Source organism: Afipia dichlorophenoxyacetatis (assembly GCF_055386385.1).
In genome coordinates this window covers 3,383,605-3,406,186 of record NZ_AP029250.1, presented here as the reverse complement: position 1 = coordinate 3,406,186, position 22,582 = coordinate 3,383,605, and the positions used below count along the sequence as shown (strand labels likewise).

Annotated in this window: 21 protein-coding genes and 1 riboswitch; of the genes, 13 read left to right on the top strand and 8 right to left on the bottom strand. The window is 61.8% G+C overall.

The annotated features are described in order from the left end of the window. Nucleotide 1: 1 nt before the first annotated feature. Entirely contained in the window at nt 2-640 is a 639-nt protein-coding gene (locus ACZ5C3_RS16060; protein ID WP_464031215.1) for a TetR/AcrR family transcriptional regulator, read from the top strand. A 36-nt stretch (nt 641-676) separates the two neighbouring features. On the opposite strand, the gene hflX is transcribed toward ACZ5C3_RS16060, so the two are convergent. Both hflX and ACZ5C3_RS16050 read right to left on the bottom strand, forming a co-directional pair. Then, on the bottom strand, nt 677-2,029 hold the full coding sequence (gene hflX, locus ACZ5C3_RS16055) for a GTPase HflX (protein WP_464031213.1): 1,353 nt from the start codon (nt 2,027-2,029) through the stop codon (nt 677-679). A 58-nt stretch (nt 2,030-2,087) separates the two neighbouring features. Further along, nucleotides 2,088-2,999 carry a class I SAM-dependent methyltransferase gene (locus tag ACZ5C3_RS16050; RefSeq protein ID WP_464031211.1) on the bottom strand — a complete coding sequence of 304 codons (912 nt, stop codon included), beginning with the start codon at nt 2,997-2,999 and terminating at the stop codon, nt 2,088-2,090. 273 nt (nt 3,000-3,272) lie between these two features. Here ACZ5C3_RS16050 and amaB point away from each other — a divergent pair, with 273 nt between their 5' ends. The 3 genes from amaB (at nt 3,273) to ACZ5C3_RS16035 (ending at nt 7,479) form a co-directional block, all read left to right on the top strand. Beyond that, nucleotides 3,273-4,814 (top strand): L-piperidine-6-carboxylate dehydrogenase, encoded by a 1,542-nt coding sequence (gene amaB / locus ACZ5C3_RS16045; RefSeq protein ID WP_464031209.1) that lies wholly within the window; start codon nt 3,273-3,275, stop codon nt 4,812-4,814. Nucleotides 4,815-4,901: 87 nt separating this feature from the next. Continuing rightward, complete coding sequence (locus ACZ5C3_RS16040) at nt 4,902-6,425, top strand: FAD-dependent oxidoreductase (protein WP_464031208.1); 1,524 nt, start codon at nt 4,902-4,904, stop codon at nt 6,423-6,425. 295 nt (nt 6,426-6,720) lie between these two features. Beyond that, nucleotides 6,721-7,479 carry an acetoacetate decarboxylase gene (locus ACZ5C3_RS16035; RefSeq protein ID WP_464031206.1) on the top strand — a complete coding sequence of 253 codons (759 nt, stop codon included), beginning with the start codon at nt 6,721-6,723 and terminating at the stop codon, nt 7,477-7,479. Nucleotides 7,480-7,502: 23 nt separating this feature from the next. Here ACZ5C3_RS16035 and bluB read toward each other — a convergent pair whose 3' ends face one another. The 3 genes from bluB to cobU are packed head-to-tail and all read right to left on the bottom strand — an operon-like array spanning nt 7,503 to nt 9,426. Next, nucleotides 7,503-8,135: a 5,6-dimethylbenzimidazole synthase gene (gene bluB / locus ACZ5C3_RS16030; RefSeq protein ID WP_464031204.1), complete on the bottom strand. Its 633-nt coding sequence runs from the start codon at nt 8,133-8,135 to the stop codon at nt 7,503-7,505. Beyond that, nucleotides 8,135-8,926, bottom strand: coding sequence for an adenosylcobinamide-GDP ribazoletransferase (cobS, locus tag ACZ5C3_RS16025; RefSeq protein ID WP_464031202.1), 792 nt, complete (start codon nt 8,924-8,926; stop codon nt 8,135-8,137). The genes bluB and cobS overlap by 1 nt, the downstream gene beginning before the upstream one ends. Continuing rightward, complete coding sequence (gene cobU / locus ACZ5C3_RS16020; protein ID WP_464031200.1) at nt 8,923-9,426, bottom strand: bifunctional adenosylcobinamide kinase/adenosylcobinamide-phosphate guanylyltransferase; 504 nt, start codon at nt 9,424-9,426, stop codon at nt 8,923-8,925. The genes cobS and cobU overlap by 4 nt, the downstream gene beginning before the upstream one ends. A 126-nt stretch (nt 9,427-9,552) precedes the next feature. Between cobU and cbiB the strand changes: the two genes are divergently transcribed. Continuing rightward, a complete protein-coding gene (gene cbiB, locus ACZ5C3_RS16015; protein ID WP_464031198.1) occupies nt 9,553-10,494 on the top strand; it encodes an adenosylcobinamide-phosphate synthase CbiB in 942 nt (313 codons plus the stop codon). 8 nt (nt 10,495-10,502) lie between these two features. Next, complete coding sequence (gene cobD / locus ACZ5C3_RS16010; protein WP_464031196.1) at nt 10,503-11,468, top strand: threonine-phosphate decarboxylase CobD; 966 nt, start codon at nt 10,503-10,505, stop codon at nt 11,466-11,468. Between the two features lie 10 nt (nt 11,469-11,478). On the opposite strand, the gene ACZ5C3_RS16005 is transcribed toward cobD, so the two are convergent. Beyond that, nucleotides 11,479-12,927, bottom strand: a complete 1,449-nt coding sequence (locus ACZ5C3_RS16005) for a cobyric acid synthase (RefSeq protein WP_464031194.1) — start codon at nt 12,925-12,927, stop codon at nt 11,479-11,481. Between the two features lie 10 nt (nt 12,928-12,937). Next, nucleotides 12,938-13,588, bottom strand: coding sequence for a cob(I)yrinic acid a,c-diamide adenosyltransferase (cobO, locus tag ACZ5C3_RS16000; protein ID WP_464031193.1), 651 nt, complete (start codon nt 13,586-13,588; stop codon nt 12,938-12,940). A 42-nt stretch (nt 13,589-13,630) separates the two neighbouring features. Continuing rightward, nucleotides 13,631-13,847: riboswitch (cobalamin riboswitch) on the top strand. Between the two features lie 96 nt (nt 13,848-13,943). Here cobO and ACZ5C3_RS15995 point away from each other — a divergent pair. Genes ACZ5C3_RS15995 through cobJ form a run of 7 tightly spaced genes read left to right on the top strand, consistent with a single transcriptional unit; the run spans nt 13,944 to nt 21,863 of the window. Further along, nucleotides 13,944-14,318: a DUF1636 family protein gene (locus ACZ5C3_RS15995; protein WP_464031191.1), complete on the top strand. Its 375-nt coding sequence runs from the start codon at nt 13,944-13,946 to the stop codon at nt 14,316-14,318. Then, the gene (cobW, locus tag ACZ5C3_RS15990; protein ID WP_464031189.1) at nt 14,315-15,364 is read left to right on the top strand and encodes a cobalamin biosynthesis protein CobW; all 1,050 of its coding nucleotides are present in this window, start codon (nt 14,315-14,317) and stop codon (nt 15,362-15,364) included. Before ACZ5C3_RS15995 ends, cobW begins: the two co-directional genes overlap by 4 nt. Further along, complete coding sequence (cobN, locus tag ACZ5C3_RS15985) at nt 15,364-18,606, top strand: cobaltochelatase subunit CobN (RefSeq protein WP_464044150.1); 3,243 nt, start codon at nt 15,364-15,366, stop codon at nt 18,604-18,606. Before cobW ends, cobN begins: the two co-directional genes overlap by 1 nt. Continuing rightward, the gene (cobG, locus tag ACZ5C3_RS15980; RefSeq protein WP_464031187.1) at nt 18,603-19,769 is read left to right on the top strand and encodes a precorrin-3B synthase; all 1,167 of its coding nucleotides are present in this window, start codon (nt 18,603-18,605) and stop codon (nt 19,767-19,769) included. Before cobN ends, cobG begins: the two co-directional genes overlap by 4 nt. Then, the gene (locus ACZ5C3_RS15975) at nt 19,769-20,398 is read left to right on the top strand and encodes a precorrin-8X methylmutase (protein WP_464031185.1); all 630 of its coding nucleotides are present in this window, start codon (nt 19,769-19,771) and stop codon (nt 20,396-20,398) included. Before cobG ends, ACZ5C3_RS15975 begins: the two co-directional genes overlap by 1 nt. 2 nt (nt 20,399-20,400) lie before the next feature. After that, on the top strand, nt 20,401-21,132 hold the full coding sequence (locus ACZ5C3_RS15970; RefSeq protein WP_464031184.1) for a precorrin-2 C(20)-methyltransferase: 732 nt from the start codon (nt 20,401-20,403) through the stop codon (nt 21,130-21,132). Next, complete coding sequence (gene cobJ / locus ACZ5C3_RS15965; protein WP_464031182.1) at nt 21,129-21,863, top strand: precorrin-3B C(17)-methyltransferase; 735 nt, start codon at nt 21,129-21,131, stop codon at nt 21,861-21,863. Before ACZ5C3_RS15970 ends, cobJ begins: the two co-directional genes overlap by 4 nt. Here the strand turns inward: cobJ and ACZ5C3_RS15960 are convergent. After that, entirely contained in the window at nt 21,857-22,582 is a 726-nt protein-coding gene (locus ACZ5C3_RS15960; protein WP_464031180.1) for a cobalt-precorrin-6A reductase, read from the bottom strand. The two genes, cobJ and ACZ5C3_RS15960, sit on opposite strands and share 7 nt — an antisense overlap.

Below are 22,582 nucleotides of genomic sequence, written 5' to 3'. Positions count from 1 at the left end.
CATGAACCCAGCCGAACAGACGAAACTGCCGCGCGGTCGCAAGCGGAGCTCCGAGGCTGAGAAAGCCGTCCTCGACGCCACCTATGATCTTCTCCTTAAGGAAGGACTGCAGGCGACGACCGTCGAAGCCATCGCGACGCGAGCAAAAGTCAGCAAGGCGACGATCTACAAATGGTGGCCCAACCGTGCCTCGGTCATCATGTCAGCCTTCCTGCGGGAGGCGAGGTATGCCCTGCCATATCCGGAGGAACTGGAAGCAAAGAGTATCTTCGACCGGCTTCATACGATGGCGATGGAATTTCACGGGGCCATTGGAAGCATGATCTGCGCTCTTATTGCAGAGGGGCAGTCCGATCCAGAGATCGCGCAGGCTTTCAGAGAAGGTTACGTTTTCGCGCGCCGTCAGCAGGGCATCGAACTCGTGAAACGGGCGATCGCCAAGAAGCTCATCCGCAAGGCGGATCCCGACGCTGTTCTCGATCTGCTCTACGCTCCGCTGTACTACCGGTTGCTTGTTGGGCATCAGCCGCTCTCAGAGGCCTTCATTCGCGAACACGTGACACTCGCGCTCAATGGTATCCTTCCTGCGAAGGAGGTCGCGCCTTCGGTCAAGCGATCGCGGCAGCCGGCGAAAAAGTAGCCTTGGAGATGCCTTGCTGACGGACCGTGATTGAGACTAGGCGGCGCTCAACGCTCTTTGCAGGCGCGCGATGGCGCCTGGCAGGCCGCGTATCCTCAAGAGGCATCCGGTAGCGTCATAGTCCTCGGATAGAACGTGTGCGTTGGCATACACCTCGCTCAGCAGTGCCTGTTTCGCATACGGCAACATCAATTGCTCCTCGACCATCGCAGCTTCAAAATACGCGATGATGGCTTCGCGGAGCGCGGTCACGTCTTCCGGCACTTGCGAGGAGAGCAAAATCGCATCGGGGTGCTTTTCTCGCAGGACAGCACGGTCTGTCTCGTTGACCCGATCGATCTTGTTGAGTAGCAGCAGCGAGGGAACGGCGTCCGCGCCGATCTCGCGGAGTACGCTGAGGGTGACGTTGAGTTGCAATTCATAGGTTGGGTCGGAGGCGTCGACGACGAACAGCAAGAGGGACGCTTCGAGCGCTTCTGCGAGCGTGGAGCGGAATGATGCCACGAGGTCATGCGGCAGCTTCTTGATGAAGCCGACCGTATCCGAGACGAGCACGCGCGGCTTCGTCTCCGGCTGCAGCGCGCGCACAGTGGTGTCGAGCGTCGCGAACAATTTGTCTTCAACCAGCACGTCGCTGCCCGTGAGCGCCCGCATGAGTGACGATTTTCCGGCATTGGTATATCCCACAAGCGCAGCGCGGAGCTGTTCGCGGCGGGCTGACCGGCGCTGGTTGCTGTCCCGCTCGATCTCCTCAAGCTGCTCTTTCAACTCCGCCAAGCGTTCGCGAATCTTGCGGCGTTCGAGTTCAAGCTCGGTTTCGCCTGAGCCTTGGCCCTGTTGCCGTTCGCTGCCTCCTGATGATTCACGCAGGCGCGGCGAGACATACTTCAAGCGCGCGAGTTCGACCTGCAGCTTCGCCTCGCGGCTGCGCGCATGGCGGTGAAAGATCTCCACGATCACGCCGGTCCGGTCGAGAACCTGCGCGCCGGTCGCGCTCTCGATGTTGCGCGCCTGGTTCGGGGAAATGTCGTGATCGACGATGACGAATTCCGGCTTGTCATTTGCATCTTGCTCGCTTAGCGCGGCAACCGGCTTCTTCTCATCGCTCTCAAAGCGCTCGCGTGCCTTGGATTTGCGCACCGTTGCGATTGATCCGACAACGCCGGTGCCGCCGGTCATGGCCGCGAGTTCTTCCAGCTTGCCCTTGCCGAGCACGGTTGCGCCGTCGATCTCGGCGCGCTTTTGCGAGAGCGTGTCGGCAACTTCATAACCCAGCGTTTTGACCAGGCGGCCCAATTCTTCGAGGCTCGCTGCATGCGCGGCGTCATCCACACCCGGCATCTGGATGCCGACGAGGATCGCACGTGGAACGGGCGGTTTGGTGTCCATGATACGGAACCGGATGGTGCGATGTGGAGAGGGCTATGAGCCTCTACCTTTACTTTTTTCAGACGGGTTTGCGACGCCGCGCGATCAGCAACAGGTGGGCGGCGCTGTTCATGAGTTCACGATTTGCGGCGTGCGTAAACTCAAGCCGGGCGAGTTCGTCGGACAGACCAAGGGTGTCCTCCGGCAGGTTCCATCGCGGATCGGGCATGAAGCGCGTGTGAAACAAGTCGAGGCCGTTTACATCCTCGATGTCGAGATGCGGCGAAAAATATTCGCGCAGCTCAACCGCGGTGAACAGGTGGAAGCCGAGAGCGATCCGCCGGCCGTCATTGAGTTCAATCTCACAGCGGTTCTGGATGTGATCCTGCTTTAGCCGCTGGACTTTCTCCATTGAATCGACGAAGGCCGTCGGAGGGCTGCCGATCGGGCGCACCGTGGTGAAGAAGTGTCGCCCCGTCACACGTGCGAGTTCGGCTGCGGTATTGGGCAGAGCTGGGACGGGGAGATGGCTGAGAACACTGTAGAGACAGAGCGTGATATCCACGGAGGCGTCCGCTTCCGGCAAGCGGCCGGTCAGATCCGCGACGTCGAACGTCAGATTGATGCCCCGAAGCGCGCAAAGCGGCTTTGACAGCAATCGTGCGCGCTCGATCTGCACTTGAGCGATATCAAAGCCCCGGGCCGTGATGCTGCTAAAGCCGAGCCCGTAGGCGCGCAAGACCAATCGCCGGAGCCACGTTCCTGGGCCACAGCCGGCATCCAGAATGCGGATCGCGTTTGCGCCCGAGGCGCGCAGATCAACCAGCTTTGCTTCGAGACGCATCCACAACTGTCGATCCGCATAAGCATGCATTCCGTCGAACGCAAAGAGTTGCTCTGGGTCGCCATCCGCATAAGCGGCGTAATCGTCTCCAGCTCTGTTGTAGATCTCGGCGACGTCGGCGGCCGTCCGTTCCTTGAGCTTCAGCACGGACTGATCCGCTTTCCGTACGAGCGGGAAATCGGTAACGACTGAAGTGGAAGAGCTGCGATCGATCACGTGACGCCATCTTGTTCGCTGGGAACGACGACAGGAAGATGGGCGAAACTAAATAGGAAAGCGAGAGGAGTCCGTCCTGCTATTCATAAGCAAGGCATAGACCCTTGTTGTTATCCGATAGCACCAAGTCGATTGAGTGATGTCGCTTGGTCTTGTAGAATTCTGACTCTGTAGAATTCGCGTTGCGACTTCGGAGAAAATTCCATGACTCTTGCCAAGACACTTCCGAAGACACTTGCAGATGATGTGGATGGTCTTCTCCATGAGCTCGGCGTTCCGCCGGATCGGACGAGCCAAGGTTCGCGCGCGGTTCGATCGCCGTTGACCGGCGAAACAATTGCGCACGTGCAGGATGCAGGCCGCGACGCTGGGCGCGAAGCGATCACGCGGGCGAAAGCGGCGTTCCTCGCATGGCGGACCGTTCCCGCACCAAAACGCGGCGAACTCGTTCGCGTTCTCGGTGAAGAACTGCGCCGCGCGAAGACACCGCTTGGACGCCTGGTGACAATCGAGGCCGGAAAAATTCCGTCCGAAGGCGAGGGCGAAGTGCAGGAGATGATCGACATCTGCGACTTTGCTGTTGGTCTTTCCCGTCAACTGTATGGCCTAACCATCGCCAGCGAGCGGCCCAATCACCGGATGATGGAGCAGTGGCATCCGCTTGGTCCGGTCGGGGTCATCACAGCCTTTAACTTCCCGGTGGCGGTGTGGGCGTGGAATGCCGCACTCGCCTTGGTTTGCGGCAATCCGGTGATCTGGAAGCCGTCGGAAAAGACGCCGCTGACGGCACTTGCCGTTCAGGCTTTATTCGAGCGCGCGGCGGCGAGAGTGGGGAACATTCCCGCCGGTCTCTCAACCGTGCTGATTGGCGGACGGGATGTCGGCGAGGCGCTGGTGGATGATGCGCGCGTGCCGCTGGTGTCCGCCACCGGATCGACGGCAATGGGCCGGACGGTCGGACCGCGGCTCGCTCAGCGCTTCGCCCGCTCGATCCTGGAGCTTGGCGGCAACAACGCATCGATCGTTTGCCCGTCGGCAGATCTCGATCTCGCTCTTCGCGCCATCGCCTTCGCCGCCATCGGCACGGCTGGTCAGCGTTGTACATCGCTTCGCAGGCTGTTCATTCATGACAGCGTTTATGATGACCTCGTCGTCAGGCTCCAACAGGTCTATGGCTCTGTCCGGATCGGCAATCCGCTCGCGAGCGACGACGTGCTCGCTGGCCCGCTCATTGACGAGGATGCATTCGAGAGGATGCAGAATGTGCTGCTGGAGGCGCAGAAAATCGGCGGCGAGGTTTACGGTGGCGAGCGCGTCGATGACGACAAGTACCCGGCGGCGTATTACGTCCGGCCGGCCCTGGTCGAAATGCCGGCACAAATCGGCCCCGTGCTGCGCGAGACCTTCGCACCCATTCTCTACGTCATGAAATACACTGATTTCGACGTTGCGTTGGCCCTGCACAACGATGTGCCGCAGGGGCTCTCATCGTCGATCTTCTCGACTGACATGCGTGAAGTGGAAAAATTCATGTCCGTGGCAGGCTCCGACTGCGGCATTGCCAATGCGAACATCGGCCCCTCCGGCGCTGAGATCGGTGGCGCATTCGGAGGTGAAAAGGAAACCGGCGGCGGCCGCGAGGCGGGCTCAGACGCATGGAAGGCGTATATGCGCCGCGTCACCAGCACCATCAACTACGGCCATGAGCTCCCTCTTGCCCAAGGTGTCAAATTTGACGTCGCCTGACCATGCAAGTGGTCGCCAGAGAATTTCCCGGAACCTTTTCCGCCCGACGCCATCTAACATGAGAGCGTCGATCGCCGCAGGGAGCTGATGATGAACGAGCAAACCGCGCCACAGGGTCCCGATCTCAGCAAAGGCGTCAAGCTGGCAGACCTGGCTGAGGATAAGTTGCTTGGCCACGTCGGCGACGAGCAGGTGCTTTTGGTGCGCGGCGAGGAGGGGATCTTCGCGGTCGGTGCTTATTGCACGCATTACCATGGGCCGCTTGCCGATGGCCTTGTGGTCGGCAACAGCATCCGCTGCCCCTGGCACCATGCCTGCTTCGACCTGCGTAGCGGCGAAGCGCTGCGCGCACCGGCATTCAATCCCATCGATTGTTGGAAGGTCGAACAACGTGGCGACATGGTCTTCGTCCGCGACAAGGTTGATGCGAGCAACATTGCTACGCCTCAATCAAAAAAAGGGCCGGACAAGGTCGTGGTGGTTGGCGGAGGCGCGGCTGGGTTTGCCGCCGCCGACATGCTCCGACGCGAGGGCTTTGGCGGCGATATCGTGATGCTGTCGCAGGAAGCCGCCGCACCGATTGATCGCCCCAACGTGTCGAAAGACTACCTCGCAGGCAGTGCTCCCGAGGATTGGATGCCGCTGCGGCCCGATGATTACTATCGAGACGCCGGGATCGATTTACGTGTCGGAACTGAAGTGACCGCGATTGATCCGGGTGCCCGCCAAGTTACGCTGAAGAGCGGAGAGGCGGTCTCGTATGATCGGCTGCTGCTTGCGACCGGCGCCGAGCCTCGCCGCTTGACGGTTCCGGGATCGGATTGGCGACATGTGCACACGGTTCGCACCCTTGCTGATGCTCAAGCTATCATCGCGGAAACGAAAGGTGCGCGCCGAGCAGTGGTGATTGGTGCGAGCTTCATCGGGCTTGAGACGGCGGCTGCGTTGCGGGCGCGCGATATCGAGGTGCATGTTGTCGCCCCGGACAAGATCCCGATGGAGCGCGTCCTGGGGCCGGACATGGGGCAATTCATCCGCCGCCTGCACGAGGAGCATGGCGTCGTTTTCCATCTCGACAACGGTATTGTCGGCATCGAGAACGGCAGGGCGAAGCTGAAAAGCGGAGACGATCTACAAGCCGACTTTGTCATTGCGGGGATCGGCGTGCAGCCTCGTCTGGAGCTTGCAGAGCGGGCGGGCCTCAAGCTGGATCGCGGTGTCGTGGTTGATCGCTATCTCGAAACCAGTATCCCGGGCATCTATGCGGCCGGCGATATCGCGCGTTGGCCCGACCCGCATTCCGGAGAAAATATTCGGGTTGAGCACTGGGTTGTTGCCGAGCGTCAAGGTCAGGCTGTCGCGCGCAACATGCTGGGCGCCAGGGACGTTTTTGACGCGGTCCCGTTCTTCTGGAGCCAGCATTATGACGTTCCGGTGAACTATGTGGGACATGCCGAGCGCTGGGATGAGATCGTGGTCCATGGCGACATCGCCGCGAAAGATTGCCTGCTCGAATACAAGCTCAAGGGGCGCTTTCTGGCAGTCGCGTCGATCTTCCGAGATGTGGAGAGCCTCAGGGCCGAATTGGCGCTGGAGCGAGGCGAAGCCTGAGCTGCGCGGTGTGCTTGCTCACTTTGCGGTCAACCCGCCCATATCCGCGGCATATACGACCATATGAATTCAGTATTTGTGCCAAGAACTCCCTCGCCATACACCACTATCTATCGAAATCATTGCTGGCTTGCGCGCTGCGATGGGCGCAATTTATTTGGTGAGGTAGCATCATTCGATGGCAGCTTACCACGCCGGACTTATCGGGCGTTAGCCGGGGCCAACCTGAATCCGAATTGGATCGGCGGCGCATATCGATAGACGAAAGTCTCGTGTCTTGAACAGTGAGGAAGCAATGAAGATCGCCGACGTTAAGTCTAAAGCATTTGCGATGCCTCTCAACGATCCGGCTTATCCGAAGCCGCCGTATCGCTTCTATAACCGAGAGTTCGTCGTCATTACGTATCGGACGGATCCAGACAAACTCCGCGCCGTCGTTCCCGAGCCCCTTGAGGTTGTGGGGGACACAGTTTCGTATGAGTTCATCCGCATGCCCGACTCGACAGGCTTCGGTGATTACACGGAGACAGGGCAGGTTATCCCTGTGCGCTTCAAGACGCCGTCGGGTGAAGTGCAGGAGGGAAGTTTCGTCCACGCAATGTACCTGGACGACAACTCACCAATTGCGGGAGGACGAGAAATTTGGGGATTTCCCAAAAAGCTTGCGCAACCGAAGCTCGTCCATGAGCAGGAAACTTTAGTGGGAACGCTTCACTACGGGTCAGTTCTCTGTGTGACCGCCACGATGGGATACAAGCACAGGGAAATCGATCTGGAGCCGGTCGCCAAATCGTTGGCCAAGCCGGCGTTCATGATCAAAATCATACCGCATGTGGACTGCACTCCGCGAATTTGCGAGTTGGTCCGATATTATCTCGAAGATGTAAAATTGAAGGGCGCCTGGACGGGGCCGGCTGCATTGCAGCTTTTTGAGCACGCGATGTGTGATGTCGCGAAGCTTCCAGTCCGTGAAGTCGTGTCGGCGAGTCACTACATCGCTGACCTGACCCTTGGACTGGGCGAGGTTGTTTATGACTATCTTGGCGATGGGTAGGACATGCGATTAACGGGAAACTGTTAGCGTCGGGTCGTGAATTCGTTCGAGGCCCGACGGCTTTCCCAGTTGGTCCGCTCAAGTTCGGGCCGATCGGATTCTGCTTGGGGATACCCGACGCAGAGGTAGCCAATGAACTTCCAGGAGTCTGGCACGTCGAGAGTCGCGTGGATGCTGGCCGGGTTGAGGATCGACACCCAGCCGACCCCGATGTCCTCCGCGCGGGCGGCGAGCCACATCGCGCAGATCGCTGCGACGACGGAATACTCTGTCGTTTCCGGCATCGTCGCGCGACCGAGGCCGTGGCCGACATCGCTAGCCTTGTCCGCGAAGACGGCCAGATGACCGGGTGCCTCTTCGAGGCCAGAGAGTTTAAGTGCGGCATATCGCGCTGCGCGTTCGCCTGAATAGTACGCCAAGGCATGGGCATTGCAGGCCTTGAAATCATCGATCACGGCACGGCGTCGTGCCGTGTCCTCGACGATGACGAACCGCCAGGGCTGGCTCAGGCCAACCGACGGCGACAGGCAAGCGATGTCGATGAGCCGCTCCAGCGCGCCTGCCGGCAGCGGATCAGTCCGAAATCGCCGCACATCGCGGCGCCAGATGAAGAGCTCGCGCAACTGGTTGCGAAAGTGGTCGTCGAAGGTGGCCATCAGAGTTGCACGCCCGACTGAAACAGGGCAGCGGCCATTAGAAGAATGGCCGTCTCGGCGAGCTGCTCGAATGCACCGAGAATATCGCCGGTCTGTCCGCCGATCTGCTTGGTCGCGAGACGGGCCATCAACAGCCCGATCACGGCGAGGAGGGCAATGGCCAGGATCGTCTTGCCGAGCCCAAAGCCGAGTGCAAGCACGAGGGCGCCTAACCCAAGCGCAATGGCCGCGCTTTGTGGTGATGGCTTTCCGGCGCGAGCCGAAAGTCCGTCGGGCCGTGCGGATGGCACGAAGGCCATGAAGGCTGGCACACCGGCGCGAGCGGCGGCGTGTGCGAGTAGAAGTGCAATCATCACCGATCGCGGCGCGGCAATCGCCGCGAGCGCACTCCAGCGCAGGATCAGCGAAATGAAAAGCGCGCACGCACCATACGTACCGATCCGACTGTCGCGCATGATCTCGAGCTTACGCTCACGCGACCGGCCGCCGCCCAGTCCATCCGCGGTATCGGCAAGCCCATCTTCATGGAGTGCTCCGGTCAGGATCACCGTGCTCGCAAGCGCCAGCATGGCCGCCGGCCCCGGTGTGAGACCGATCGCATGGACGATTGCGTAAACGGCGGATCCAACCAGACCGACGAGCAAACCGGCAACAGGCAACGACCAGCTGGCGCGTCTCACGTCACCGTCGTCGACGATTGTCGGCGGACCGAAAGGAAGAATCGTGGCGAAGGAAATGCCGATCCTCAAATCGCTAACAATCGTTCGGATCTGTTCGCGTTGAAGCATCACTTGACCTTCATCGGCAATCCCGCCACCACGAACTCGACCTCGTCGGCGACTGCGGCGACGCGTTGGTTCAACAGACCGGCGGCATCGCGAAAGGTGCGTGCCAGCGCATTGTCAGGCACGATTCCAAGACCGACCTCGTTTGTGACGAGGATCACCGGACTTCGCTGCCGGCCGAGTGTTTCCGTCAGCAGGGCGGCCTCGTCCGACCAGTTGCGTTCCACATGGAGAAGGTTCGACAGCCACAGAGTCAGGCAATCGACAAGACGGGCGCCGCCGCCGTCAGTTTCATCCAGTGCTTGCACCAGATCGAGCGGAGCCTCGCGCTCGATCCAGTCGCCGCCGCGCCGAGCGCGGTGGAGGGCGATCCGCTCGTCCATCTCTGCATCAAGCGCTTCGGCGGTGGCGATATAGATGGGCCGGCCGGAATAGGCGTGCGCGCGCGCCTCGGCGCGCCGGCTTTTTCCCGACCTGGCGCCTCCCGTGATCAGCACAATCGGCATCGAACCCTCCGTTTCGACCCGCACTAACCACCAATCGCCGGCAAAGACAAAGCCGAATTCTTCTCGGAGGGGCTTGCGCTTCGATGCAATTCTTGACCATCAAGGCGATCGTAACGGAGACGATGTGTGGGCTTTGCCGGGGCAATGGTGGTGGCGATGACGGTGGACGCCCTTATGGGGTGGCCCGGCGCGCTGTTTGCGCGCATCGGCCATCCCGTCACATGGATTGGCCGATTGATCAGCCTGCTCGATCGCAGTTGGAACCGATCTGCTGATGCGCCGTCGATACGTCGCATCGCAGGCGTCGCCGCCGCATTGCTTGTGATCGGGTCTTGCCTTGGAATTGGCTGGATCGTGCAAGCGCTCTTGCCGGCGGGGTGGAGTGGTGCGGTATTGCTCGGCATTGTTGCATGGCCCATGGTCGCATTGCGCTCGCTCTATGATCATGTCGCCGCTGTGGCGCAGCCTCTGCAATCCGGCGACATCGATGCGGCGCGTCTGGCGGTTGCGCAGATTGTGGGACGCGATCCCGCGACGCTTGATGAAGCGGGGATTGCGCGCGCTGCCATTGAAAGCCTCGCCGAGAATGCATCGGATGGGATCGTCGCGCCGGTGTTCTGGGGCGTGCTGTTCGGCTTACCGGGTATCGTTGGCTACAAGGCCATCAACACACTTGATTCCATGATAGGCCATCGTTCCGAGCGTCACCTCTATTTCGGCTGGGCGGCTGCGCGCATCGATGACATCGCCAATTTCATTCCGGCGCGCCTCACGGGTGTTCTCTTCTCCGTGGTTTCTTCACGCTTCTCGCAAGCGCTGTCCTGCATGGTGCGTGACGCGAACCGCCATCGTTCGATCAATGCAGGCTGGCCTGAAGCTGCGATGGCAGGCGCCCTTGGTGTGCGGATCAGTGGGCCGCGCAGTTACCATGGCGCCGTGACCGATGAGCCTTGGTTGAACGACGGCGCTCGTGATCCGCTCGGTGCCGACGTCCGGTCAGGCTTAATGCTCTATGTCCGCGCGATGCTGCTGCTTGGCGGATTGCTTATCGCGCTGGCGCTTGTATGAGGGCGGCAATGCGAGAACATGGCGGCAATCTCGATCAAGCGGTGCAGCGTTTCGGTGGACGCGTGGAGGACTGGATCGACCTCTCGACCGGTATCAATCGGCACCCCTATCCGGTTGGCGAGGTCGAACCGCATTTTTGGACCGATCTGCCATCGCGCTCCGATATCGAATCTCTGCACCAGGCAGCGCGGCAGGCTTACGTGACTGATGCGCCGATCCTGGCGATGGCTGGCGCGCAGGCCGCCATTCAACTCCTGCCGCGTCTTGCGCCTCGTGGTCGAGCGCGCATTCTCGCGCCGACTTACAACGAGTATGCCGGGGTTCTGTCGGCCGCCGGCTGGGATGTTGCCGGGGTCTCCACTCTTAACGCGTTGGCAGGAGCGGATATCGCCGTGGTCGTCAATCCGAACAATCCTGACGGGCGGTCGTATGCGAAGAAAGACTTGCTCGCGCTGCTGCCACGCGTCGGTCGCCTCATCATCGATGAAAGCTTTGCAGATCCCCTGCCTGAATTGTCGCTCGCAGCCGAGGCGGGACGCGCGGGGTTCCTGATTCTGCGTTCATTCGGAAAGTTCTATGGCCTCGCTGGCTTGCGGCTTGGCTTCGTGCTGGGCGGACAAGAAGACATCACAGCGCTATCAGGAATGGCGGGTCCATGGCCTGTTTCCGGCGCCGCGATTGCGGTAGGACGGCGCGCTTTGATGGATCGTGCGTGGGCCAAGACAACCGCGTGCCGGCTCGAACGTGATTGTGAGCGGCTCGATGCGGCGGTGAAGTCACAAGGATGGAAGCTCGTTGGCGGCACGCCGCTGTTCCGTCTCTACGAGATCGAATACGCGCGCACTGCGCAAGCGCTGCTTGCGGGTGCGCATATCTGGTCGCGCATCTTCAAACAGCAACCGCGATGGTTGCGGTTGGGCTTGCCGGGCAATGAAGCCGAGTGGGAGCGCCTGACTGCGGCCCTGTCGCGTTGACGTTTTAGGTTCAGCGGGCGAGGGCGAGCAGACCTTCGACATCGAGATGCGCTTCGATGTGATCCGCAAGTGCATCAAGCGCACTTTCTACACTTGCATGATACGGGTGGTCCGCAGCTGGAATATCGAGCTGTGCGAGAAATGAGCTGCGGAAATCATCGGAAGCAAACAGGCCGTGCAGATAGCTGCCAGTGACACGTCCGTCGCGCGAGATGGCGCCTTCCGGCGCACCATTGAGCATGGCAAATGGTCGTGCACGGTCAGGCCCATCGGTGCAGCCGATATGGATCTCATAAGCATCAATCAGCTTTTCGGTCACCGCATGTTGCGCGGCAACGCGGGTGAGCGTTTTCTGCTCGGTCATGACCGTGGTCACATCGAGAAGCGCGAGGCCTGGAGTTTCGCCCGCTGATCCCTCGATTCCTTCTGGATCAGCCACGCTGTGCCCGAGCATCTGGTAGCCGCCGCAGACACCGAGCACGTGACCGCCGCGACGGTAATGTGCGAGCAGATCGATGTCCCAGCCTTGCGCGCGCAGGAAGGCGAGATCGCCGCGTGTCGATTTTGAGCCGGGAATGATGACGAGCTTGACGTCGCCGGGAATGGCTTCTCCGGGGCGAACCATCACGAGGTCGACATCGGGCTCAAGCTTCAGCGGGTCGAGATCATCAAAATTGGCAATCCGTGACAGAGCAAGAAACGCGATCTTGCACTTCCCAGGCTTGCGCGCTTCGCCGAGCCCCAGCGCGTCTTCGGCCGGCAGTTCGCCCGCGCGGCTGAACCAGGGCAGGACCCCAAAGCCGCGCCAGGATGTGCTGGCTTCGATGAGCCGATAGCCGTCATCGAAGAGTGAGGGATCGCCACGGAATTTGTTGATAACAAAACCCTGGATCATCGCAGCATCTTCCGGATCGATGACGGTCTTGATGCCGACGAGCTGCGCAATGACGCCGCCGCGGTCGATGTCGCCGATCAGCACCACCGGTACGTCGGCCTTGCGCGCAAAGCCCATATTGGCGATGTCGGACTTGCGCAGATTAACTTCGGCCGGGCTGCCGGCGCCTTCGACGAGCACAAGATCGGCGCGATCCTTCAGCCGCGCAAAGCTCTCGATCACGGCGCCCATCAGCGATGGTTTCATAGCCGCATATTCGCGCGCGCGCACCGTGGCAAAGCGCTTGCCATGCACGATGACCTGCGCGCCGACATCCGTCTCGGGTTTTAGGAGGATCGGGTTCATATCTGTGTGCGGTTCAACGCCAGCGGCCAGTGCTTGCAAGGCCTGCGCCCGGCCGATCTCGCCGCCGTCCACCGTCACAGCCGCATTGTTCGACATGTTTTGTGGCTTGAAGGGGAGCACACGCAACCCGCGGCGCCTTGCAGCGCGCACGAGGCCCGCGACGATGAGCGACTTGCCCACGTCCGAACCCGCTCCTTGGATCATCAATGCGCGCGCCATCGAACCGTCTTCAGAATTCGACGCCCGGCTGGGCCTTGATGCCGGACCGGAAGGGATGTTTGACCAGCGTCATCTCGGTGACGAGGTCGGCAATCTCGATCAACTCGTCTTTGGCGTTGCGCCCGGTGAGAACGACATGCGTCATCGGTGGCTTCGAGGTTTTCAGGAAGTCGACGACTTCGGAAATCTCGAGATAGTCGTAGCGGAGAGCGATGTTGATCTCATCAAGCACGACCATGCGTAAGTTTGGATCGAGGATCAGTTGCTTCGCTTTCTCCCAGCCCGCTCTTGCTGCGGCGATATCGCGTTCGCGGTCCTGCGTTTCCCAGGTGAAGCCTTCGCCCATCGCATGAAACTGGCAGAGATCGCTGAAATGGCCGGTGAGCAGGCGGCGCTCGCCTGTGTCCCAGGCTCCCTTGATGAACTGCACCACCGCGCAGGGAAAGCCATGCGCGACACAGCGCACGATCATTCCGAAGGCGGAGGATGATTTTCCCTTTCCCGCGCCGGTATGAACGATGATCAGTCCTTTCTCGCCACTCTTGGTTGCCATGATCTTGTCGCGGGCAACCTTGATCTTCGCCATTTTCTCGGCGTGGCGGGTATCGACAGCGGTTTTGGAGGCGGCGTCCTCGTTCGCAGCGGCATCTTGTTCAGACATATCTGAGGTGGTCCTTCGGCTTGACAAGTTGCGGGCATCGGCAAATGGTGCACCTGCGTTGGTTCCTGTCCTACGACAGGCGAAGAGGGAATGCGATAGGGCTCAAATCGGAAGATTTGGGTTCGAAAACAGCCGCCCCCGCGACCGTGACCGGAGAGATGCCCAAAGCCACTGCCCCAAACGGGGGTGGGAAGGTGGGGATCGAAGGATAAAATCCTGCTCCGCAAGCCGGGAGACCTGCCAACGCAACGTTTGAGACCGGCGGACGGGGTGTTCCGCGACGGGGAAGCGAGCCTTCCTTCGGGTGGATTCGCGCTCCTCATCGCCCTCCCGCTGTCTATCCTTGGAAGGGGCGATGACCGTCATACTTCACGTCTGTATTACCTGCCGGGCCGGCCAGACGGTCGGCGAGGGCGAGATCTCGCCCGGCAAGCGCCTGCATGCAGCGATCCTCGACGCCGGTGTACCCGAAGGCGTGAGCGTGGTTCCGGTCGAATGCCTGTCCGCGTGCAGCCAGGGTTGCTCGGTTGCGCTTAGCGCACCAGGGCGTTGGTCTTACGTCTATGGCCGCCTGTCGGATGCCAATGCGCGCGATGTGATCGCCGGCGCATCGGCCTATGCAGCCGCGCCCGACGGCCTCGTGCCGTGGCGCAGCCGCCCGGAAATTTTCCGCAAACAATCGCTCGCTCGTATTCCCCCCATTGCGCCTGTGCCGGAGGCCGCCGAATGAATTCGCTCGCAAAAGTCCCTGTCACCGTCGTCACCGGCTTTCTCGGCTCGGGCAAGACCACGCTGATCCGCCATTTGATCACCAATGCCAACGGCAAGAAGCTCGCAGTGCTCGTCAATGAGTTCGGCAGCGAGGGCGTCGATGGCGAGATTTTGAAATCCTGCGCTGATGCCAATTGCCCGGAAGAAAACATCGTCGAACTTGCGAATGGCTGCATCTGCTGCACGGTTGCCGATGATTTCATTCCGGCGATGGAGCAATTGCTCGCGCGCCCCGTGAGGCCCGATCATATCCTGATTGAGACGTCGGGCTTGGCGCTGCCGAAGCCGCTGCTCAAGGCGTTCGACTGGCCGGAAATCCGGTCACGGATCACTGTCGACGGCGTGATTGCGCTTGCTGATGCGGAAGCGGTGGCGGCGGGCCGCTTTGCGCCGGATCCGGTCGCTGTGGAAGCGCAGCGCGCAGCCGACGACAATCTTGATCACGAAACGCCGCTCTCGGAAGTGTTTGAAGACCAGATCGCTTGCGCCGATATCGTGCTGCTCACCAAGGCCGATCTGGCAGGCTCGGCAGGGCTTGAAGCGGCGAAGGCAGCGATCGAAGCCGAGATGCCGCGCCGCGTCCCGATGCTGCCGGTCGTCGACGGTGCCGTTGACCTGCGCGTGATCCTCGGCCTCGAAGCAGCCGCAGAGGACGATCTTGCCGCGCGCCCTTCGCATCATGACGGCGAGGATGAGCACGAGCACAATGACTTCGCGTCCGTCGTCATCGATCTCCCGGAGGTCGCCGACATCGACGCGCTGGTCGCATCGATCCAGCGGCTGGCGCGCGAACAGAACGTGCTGCGCGCCAAGGGCTACCTCGCCGTTGAAGGCAAGCCGATGCGTTTGCTGCTGCAATCGGTCGGAGAGCGGGTGCGCCATCAGTTCGATCAGCCCTGGGGTGCGCGTCCGCGGCAGTCGAAACTGGTTGTGATCGGCGAGCACGGCGATATCGACGAAGCTGCAATCAAGGTAGGACTTGGTCTTGAGGGATCCGGCATCTGATGCACGTCGTCTTTCGCGAGAGCCGCGGGCTTGAGGAGACCGCGACGCCAAGAGACATCGGCCAGGATCCGGCCGATCTCGTGGTACTCTCGTTTTCCGACAGTGATCTTGCGGCATTCGCGTCGGGCTGGCGACGCGGGCAGGCCAGCCTGCCGTCGCTGAGGCTCGCAAATCTGGCTGAGCTGCGTCACCCGCTGTCGGTCGATACCTATATCGAGCGAACGTTGTCGCATGCGCGCGGCATTCTTGTGCGGTTGATTGGCGGGGAGTCCTATTGGCCGTATGGGCTCGCAGCTCTGCATCAACTGGCGAAGACACGCGACATTGCGTTGGCCGTGCTGCCGGCAGATGGCCGCGACGATGTGCGACTGGATGCATTCTCGACTCTGCCGGTGTCAACACTGAGGCGGCTCAAGGCGCTCTGCGACAAGGGCGGCCCCGTGGCGGCGCAGGCGGCGATCGCACAGCTTGCGCTGGCGTCGGGACTTTATGCGGGACCTGTGGTCGGGGACCAGGATATTCCCGAGATCGGTTTCTACGACCCCGTTCGTGGCGTTGTGGCGGCGCCGACATCCGATGGGCGGCCGCGCGCGCTCGTCACGTTCTATCGTTCCTATCTCGCCGCTGCCGACACAAATCCGGTTGACGCGCTGATCGAAGCGTTGCGGCACAGGGGCTTTGATGCCTATGGCGTCTTCGTCACTTCTTTGAAGGCGCCGGGCGTCGCTGACTGGCTGCGTGCGCATCTTGTGCAAACACCACCAGCTGCCGTCGTCAATGCGACGGCGTTCTCGGCGGTCGGTGACGACGGCAGCACTCCATTCGATGTTGCATCGTGTCCGGTCTTCCAGGTCGCACTGTCAACGGCACGGCGCGAGGATTGGGCCGGGTCGCTTCGCGGTCTCTCACCGGGAGATCTCGCGATGCATGTGGTGTTACCGGAGGTCGACGGCCGACTGTTCTCGGGCGTCGTGAGCTTCAAGTCGGTTAGTGAGCGCGATCCCGATCTGCAATTCGCTCGTCTCGCGCACGGGGCCGACGATGAACGTGTGAACGCCGTTGCTGCACGGGTGGCCGCCTGGCATCGGCTCGCAAGCAAGCCGGCTGGCGAGAAGCAACTCGCGATCGTGCTCTCGAATTATCCAGGTCGTCCACATCAGATCGCGCATGCGGTTGGGCTTGATGCGCTGGCTTCGATTGAAGCACTGCTCTCCGATCTGAATGAAGCCGGCTTCGATTTGGAGACGGCGGAGACGCTTGGCAACATTCTGTTGCGGGAGGAATTGACCTGGAGTGTTGCCGAGTATCGTGCGGCGCTCGCGGGCATGTCACGCCCGTTGCAGGATGACCTCGCGCGCGCCTGGGGCGCACCGGAGAACGATCCGAATTGCCGCGCCGGCGCGTTTCACTTTGCAGCGATCCGGCGTGGCAAGGCCATCATCGCCCTTCAGCCAGAGCGTGGCGAGGTCGGCGAGCGTGATGCCGACTACCATGATCTCTCGCGTATCCCACGCCACGCCTATGTCGCGTTCTATCTGTGGCTCCAACGCCAGGGGATCGACGCCGTCATCCACATGGGGGCGCACGGCACGCTCGAATGGCTGCCGGGCAAGTCCGTCGCGCTGTCCTCGTCCTGCTGGCCGGACGCACTGATCGGCGACGTGCCGATGATCTATCCTTTTATCGTCAACGATCCCGGCGAAGCCGCGCAGGCCAAGCGACGGATCGGTGCGGTCACGATCGGTCATTTGCCGCCGGCATTGGCAAAGGCCGCTGTGCCGGACAGCTTGCGTCGGCTCGAGCAGTTGCTCGACGAATATTCAACCGCCGATGGCCTTGACCCTGCACGACGTCAGCGTCTGATTTCAGCGATCCGCGACGAGGCGCGCGCCTCCGGGTTGGAAGACGATTTGGGTCTTGCTGCATCGGTCGCGCCGGCCGAGGCCATTCCGCAGATCGATCGTTTTGTCTGCGATCTCAAGGAAAGCCAGTTCGGCGATGGTTTGCATGTGTTCGGCCGCGGAGCCTGTGGTGAAGCGGAGAGGGGCGCAGTGCTTGATGCACTGGCCGGCCGGCGCGTTGCGCCGGGGCCAGCGGGTTCACCCTATCGTGGACGCCAGGACGTGCTGCCCACAGGACGCAATCTGTTTGCGGTTGATCCTCGCGCTGTGCCGACGCCATCGGCTCATGCGCAAGGCATCAAGCTCGCCGAGGAGTTGATGCGCCGTCACTTGCAGGATCACGGCGACTGGCCGAAAGGGCTGGTCGTGGATCTCTGGGGCTCCGCGACCATGCGCACCGCTGGCGAAGACTTTGCGATGGCCCTGCATCTTGCGGGCATTGTGCCGCGCTGGGATCACGGATCGGGCCGGGTGACCGGCTATGAGATCATTGCGCCCGCCGAACTCGGCCGTCCTCGCATTGATGTCACGCTGCGGATGTCCGGATTGTTCCGCGATGTTTTCTCGAACCTCGCGCAATTGTTCGAGGCGGCGACTGAGGCACTCTCGGAGCGCGAAGAAGAGATCGAAGAAAATCCCTATCGTCATCGCGCATCGCGCGTGTTCGGGCCACGTCCGGGGCAATATGGTGTCGGACTATCGTCGATCCCTGATGTCTTCACGCAGGAAACGCGGGAAGATGCCGGCGAGGCTTGGTTGTCGGCATCGTCCTGGGCGTTCTCCTCTGATGGCGAGATGCATCCTGATCGCGCGGGCATCGAGGCACGGCTCACTGCCGCTGATACCTTTGTTCATACCCAAGACCTGCCAGAAACGGATCTGCTGCTCGCCGCTGACTACGCCGCCCATGAGGCAGGCATCGCGGCCGCAGCGGCACGGCTCGGCACGACCGTGAAACTCTATCACCTCGATACAACGCACCCCGATCAGCCGCGCGCGCGCGCATTGACCGAGGAGATTTCGCGCGTGGTGCGCGCCCGTGCCGCCAACCCGAACTGGATCGCGGGCATGATGCGTCACGGCTTTCGCGGCGCCGCCGAAATCACCGCGACGCTTGAGCATATGGCTGCCTTCGCGCGTCTCGCCGATGCGGTGCCGCCACATCTTTTCGATCTCTATTACGACGCGACACTCGGCAACGACGATGTCCGGGCTTTCATGGCCCGCGGAAATCCCGCGGCGTTGACCGCGATGGAAAACTGCTTCACCCGCCTGCATGACGCGGGGCTCTGGAAGACGCGACGCAATTCGATTGCGGCTGCGCTGCAGGAGGCGTCATGAGCGCCGTCGCAATCAAGGGCTGGTGCCCGGGAGCTCTGCGGCCGATGCTTTCGGGCGATGGGTTGGTCGTGCGCGTGCGCCCCTATGGCGGCAGGCTCGATGCGAAGCAAGCGGCGGGAATAGCTGATCTGGCGGAGCGTCATGGCAACGGCCTGATCGACCTGACCAGCCGCGCCAATCTTCAGATCCGGGGCGTGGACGAGCGCGGGCATCCAGCGCTGCTCGACGGGTTGGCTCAGTTGGGTTTGCTCGATCCGGATCCAGAAACTGAGTCCCGGCGCAACATTCTGGTGACGCCGTTCTGGAGCACTGGCGATGACACATGCTCGCTTGCTGCGACGCTCGAGCAGGCTCTGGCCGATAGCGCTCTCGATCTTCCCACCAAGTTTGGTTTTGCGATCGATGACGGGAAAGAGCGCGTGCTCGCTGCCGCGTCAGCTGATATCCGGATCGAGCGCGATCTGACAGGTGGCCTCATCGTCCGCGCCGATGGTGCGGAATTCGGTCGCTCGATCTCTCGGGGCGAGGCCGTGAAGCTTGCACTCGCGCTTGCTGAATGGTTCGTCGCATCGGGCGGCGCTGCAGGCGGACGAGGACGGATGGCAGCTCATCTGCGCACCGGCGCGAGGCTACCTGAAGCCCTGCGGGGAGATGCCGAACCTGCACGCGTTATGGCCGCCGCCCGGCGTCCGGGCCTCTTCGCGCAAGGCGCGATGGTGGGCGCAGCGTTTGGACAGGTCCCGTGTTCGACACTCAGCTATCTTGCTGGCTGCGCACAAGCGCTGCGCATGACACCATGGCGCATGATGCTGGCGGAAGGGCTTAATGAGATGCCCCAGTCGCCGGATCTTATCACACAGCCCGATGAGCCCGCGCTCCGCGTCATCGCGTGTAGCGGGGCGCCACGCTGCCGTGAAGCACATGCCGATACGCGCGCACTTGCATCTGCACTCGCGCCGCACATTGCACCCGACGCCCAACTCCACGTCTCCGGTTGCGCGAAGGGCTGCGCCCATGCTGGACCGACGTCGGTCACATTGGTTGCGACCAGCGATGGATTTGATCTCATCCGTGACGGCTCGACGCGGAATATGCCTGTCATGCGGGCTCTCCGTGGAGCGAGCCTCGTCGCGGATCCCTCCATCCTGATGGAGGCTTGCTGATGCCGCACACTTACGAAACCGACGGTGCAGCGATCTATCGCCAATCCTTCGCCACCATTCGCGCCGAGGCGGAGCTTGGCCGCTTCACGGCGGATGAGGAGCCCGTAGCCGTGCGCATGATCCATGCTGCCGGCATGGTCGGTCTTGAAGCGCATATCCGCTTTACGCCCGGCATGGCCACCGCAGCGCGTGCGGCCTTGCAGAACGGCGCGCCCATTTTGTGCGATGCGCGCATGGTGTCTGAAGGCATTACGCGCGCTCGCCTGCCTGCCGGCAACGCGGTGATCTGTACGCTCGCCGATCCTGCCGTTCCCGGGCTTGCGCAATCGATGCAGAACACGCGCTCAGCCGCGGCGTTGGAGCTTTGGCGGCCGCATCTCGAAGGTGCAATCGTTGCCATCGGCAACGCGCCGACAGCGCTGTTTCATCTTCTCAACATGCTGGAGGACCGCGACTGTCCGAGACCAGCAGCGATCATCGGTTGCCCCGTCGGCTTTGTGGGGGCTGCCGAATCCAAGGCCGCGTTGATGGCTGCGCCTCCCGCGCCGGCACTGACGGTCGAGGGGCGCCTTGGCGGCTCGGCGATCACTGTGGCTGCCGTGAATGCGTTGGCGAGTCGGAGCGAATAGCCATGGGCCGTATTATCTGTTGCGGCCTCGGGCCAGGCGATCCGGATTTGATGAGCGTGCGCGCTGATCGTGAAGTGCGTGCGGCAAAGCACGTCGCCTATTTCCGTAAGAAGGGACGACCAGGCCAGGCACGGCGCATCGTCGAGGGAATGCTGGCGGCTGATGTCTCCGAATATCCGATGGAATATCCGGTGACGACGGAGATCGCCTTCGACAGTCCGGAGTATGTCCGTCTGCTATCAGTGTTCTACGACGAATGGGCGGAACGTCTCGCGCGGCTTGCACGCGAGGTCGACGTCATCGTGCTTTGCGAGGGCGATCCTTATTTTTACGGCTCCTTCATGCACCTTCACATGCGTCTGCAGGGACGCGCCGAGATCGAGGTGATCGCAGGTATTCCCGGAATGGTTGGCTGCTGGAATTCGGTCGGCCAGCCAATCGCGCTTGGGGACGACGTGACGACCGTGCTGATGGGGACGCTCGCGGAAGATGAACTCGCAAGCCGCATGCGCAATTCCGATGCGCTCGTCATCATGAAGACCGGACGCAACCTGACCAAGGTGCGTAGCGCGCTCACGTCCGCCGGCCGATTGGCCGACGCCTGGCTGGTCGAGCGAGGCACGATGCCAAGTGAACGCATCACACGACTGGTCGATGTTGACGAGGCTGACTGCCCGTACTTTGCGATCGTGCTTGTGCACGGACAGGGGCGGCAGATGGGATCGGCCGAATGACGGGGACACTCACCATCGCGGGACTCGGGCCCGGTGACGACGCGCTGGTCACGCCGGAAGTCACTGCTGCGCTTGCAGCTGCGACCGACATCGTAGGCTATGCGCCCTATGTCGCGCGCGTGCCACCTCGCGTTGGGCTGACGTTGCATCCGTCCGACAATCGCGTCGAATTACAGCGAGCGAGCGAAGCTTTGCGGCTCGCATCTGAAGGTCATCAGGTTGTCGTGGTATCTTCCGGCGACCCCGGCGTCTTTGCCATGGCGTCCGCCGTGTTCGAAGCGCTTGAAGACAAGCCGCAATGGCAGGACCTTCCTATTCGTGTTCTCCCCGGTGTGACCGCGATGCTCGCGGCAGCCGCACGCGTTGGCGCGCCGCTCGGCCATGATTTTTGCGTGGTCAATCTCTCGGACAATCTCAAGCCGTGGGCCGTCATCGAGAAGCGCTTGCGGCTTGCTGCTGAAGCCGACTTCGCAATCGCGATGTACAATCCGCGCTCGGCGAGCCGGCCCGAGGGGTTTGAGCGTGTGCTGGATATTCTGAATGAGGCAGGGTGCGGCGATCACATCCTTATCTTCGCCCGCGCGGTCAGTACACGTGATGAGCGGATCGAAACGGCCAGGGTCTGCGAGGCGAGGCCGGAGATGGCCGACATGCGGACGCTCGTGATCATGAGCAATTCAGCGACGCGCCGCGTCGGCCGCTGGGTTTATGCGCCAAGGCATGCTCAATGACCGAGCCACTGCAACACTTCAGCCACATTGTTCGCTCGCAACCTTTCGGGCAATTGCGGACGCGAGAGCATGATGACGGGAAGACCGAGCGCACGCGCGGCGTCGATCTTGGCGCGCGCGCCGTCACCTCCGGAATTACGCGCGACGATCCATTCTATGCCGCGTGCCTGCATCATCTCCAGTTCGCTCTTGAGAGTGAACGGTCCGCGCGACACGATGACGTCGGCATCGAACGGCAGTTCGCGCTCGGGTGGATCGACAAAGCGCAAGGTGTAGGTGTGCTGCGGCTTCGCGCCGAAGGGCGCGATGTGCTGCCGCCCGATGGCGAGAAAGACCCGGGTGGGTTTCTCCTGCAAGGCCGCAACGGCGCCTGGGATGTCAGCGACCTCGATCCAGGTGTCTCCGGGCGTTTTCACCCAGGGCGCACGTTCGAGCGCGATCAGCGGCGTCGCGGTTTCCGTGCATGCCGCAACAGCGTTTCGACTCATCTCGGCGGCAAAGGGATGCGTCGCATCGATCACATGCGTGATGCTCTCCTGCCGAATGTACGCGGCAAGACCAATTGCACCGCCGAAGCCGCCGATGCGGGTCGGCACCGGCTGTCCTGCGGGCGCACGCGTGCGGCCTCCGTACGAATAGATTGCATCGAGCCCGCCGTGCGCGAGCGCCTCTGCAAGTTGATTGGCGTCGGCTATTCCGCCCAAAATGAGGGCGCGCAT

Excerpts from the sequence above, each read along its gene's own strand:
- ACZ5C3_RS16060 (WP_464031215.1), top strand. The coding sequence starts at position 2 with ATGAACCCAGCCGAACAGACGAAACTGCCGCGCGGTCGCAAGCGGAGC.
- hflX (WP_464031213.1), bottom strand. The coding sequence starts at position 2,029 with ATGGACACCAAACCGCCCGTTCCACGTGCGATCCTCGTCGGCATCCAG.
- amaB (WP_464031209.1), top strand. The coding sequence starts at position 3,273 with ATGACTCTTGCCAAGACACTTCCGAAGACACTTGCAGATGATGTGGAT.
- ACZ5C3_RS16040 (WP_464031208.1), top strand. The coding sequence starts at position 4,902 with ATGATGAACGAGCAAACCGCGCCACAGGGTCCCGATCTCAGCAAAGGC.
- ACZ5C3_RS16035 (WP_464031206.1), top strand. The coding sequence starts at position 6,721 with ATGAAGATCGCCGACGTTAAGTCTAAAGCATTTGCGATGCCTCTCAAC.
- bluB (WP_464031204.1), bottom strand. The coding sequence starts at position 8,135 with ATGGCCACCTTCGACGACCACTTTCGCAACCAGTTGCGCGAGCTCTTC.
- cobU (WP_464031200.1), bottom strand. The coding sequence starts at position 9,426 with ATGCCGATTGTGCTGATCACGGGAGGCGCCAGGTCGGGAAAAAGCCGG.
- cobD (WP_464031196.1), top strand. The coding sequence starts at position 10,503 with ATGCGAGAACATGGCGGCAATCTCGATCAAGCGGTGCAGCGTTTCGGT.
- ACZ5C3_RS16005 (WP_464031194.1), bottom strand. The coding sequence starts at position 12,927 with ATGGCGCGCGCATTGATGATCCAAGGAGCGGGTTCGGACGTGGGCAAG.
- cobO (WP_464031193.1), bottom strand. The coding sequence starts at position 13,588 with ATGTCTGAACAAGATGCCGCTGCGAACGAGGACGCCGCCTCCAAAACC.
- ACZ5C3_RS15995 (WP_464031191.1), top strand. The coding sequence starts at position 13,944 with ATGACCGTCATACTTCACGTCTGTATTACCTGCCGGGCCGGCCAGACG.
- cobW (WP_464031189.1), top strand. The coding sequence starts at position 14,315 with ATGAATTCGCTCGCAAAAGTCCCTGTCACCGTCGTCACCGGCTTTCTC.
- cobN (WP_464044150.1), top strand. The coding sequence starts at position 15,364 with ATGCACGTCGTCTTTCGCGAGAGCCGCGGGCTTGAGGAGACCGCGACG.
- cobG (WP_464031187.1), top strand. The coding sequence starts at position 18,603 with ATGAGCGCCGTCGCAATCAAGGGCTGGTGCCCGGGAGCTCTGCGGCCG.
- ACZ5C3_RS15975 (WP_464031185.1), top strand. The coding sequence starts at position 19,769 with ATGCCGCACACTTACGAAACCGACGGTGCAGCGATCTATCGCCAATCC.
- ACZ5C3_RS15970 (WP_464031184.1), top strand. The coding sequence starts at position 20,401 with ATGGGCCGTATTATCTGTTGCGGCCTCGGGCCAGGCGATCCGGATTTG.
- cobJ (WP_464031182.1), top strand. The coding sequence starts at position 21,129 with ATGACGGGGACACTCACCATCGCGGGACTCGGGCCCGGTGACGACGCG.
- ACZ5C3_RS15960 (WP_464031180.1), bottom strand. The coding sequence starts at position 22,582 with ATGCGCGCCCTCATTTTGGGCGGAATAGCCGACGCCAATCAACTTGCA.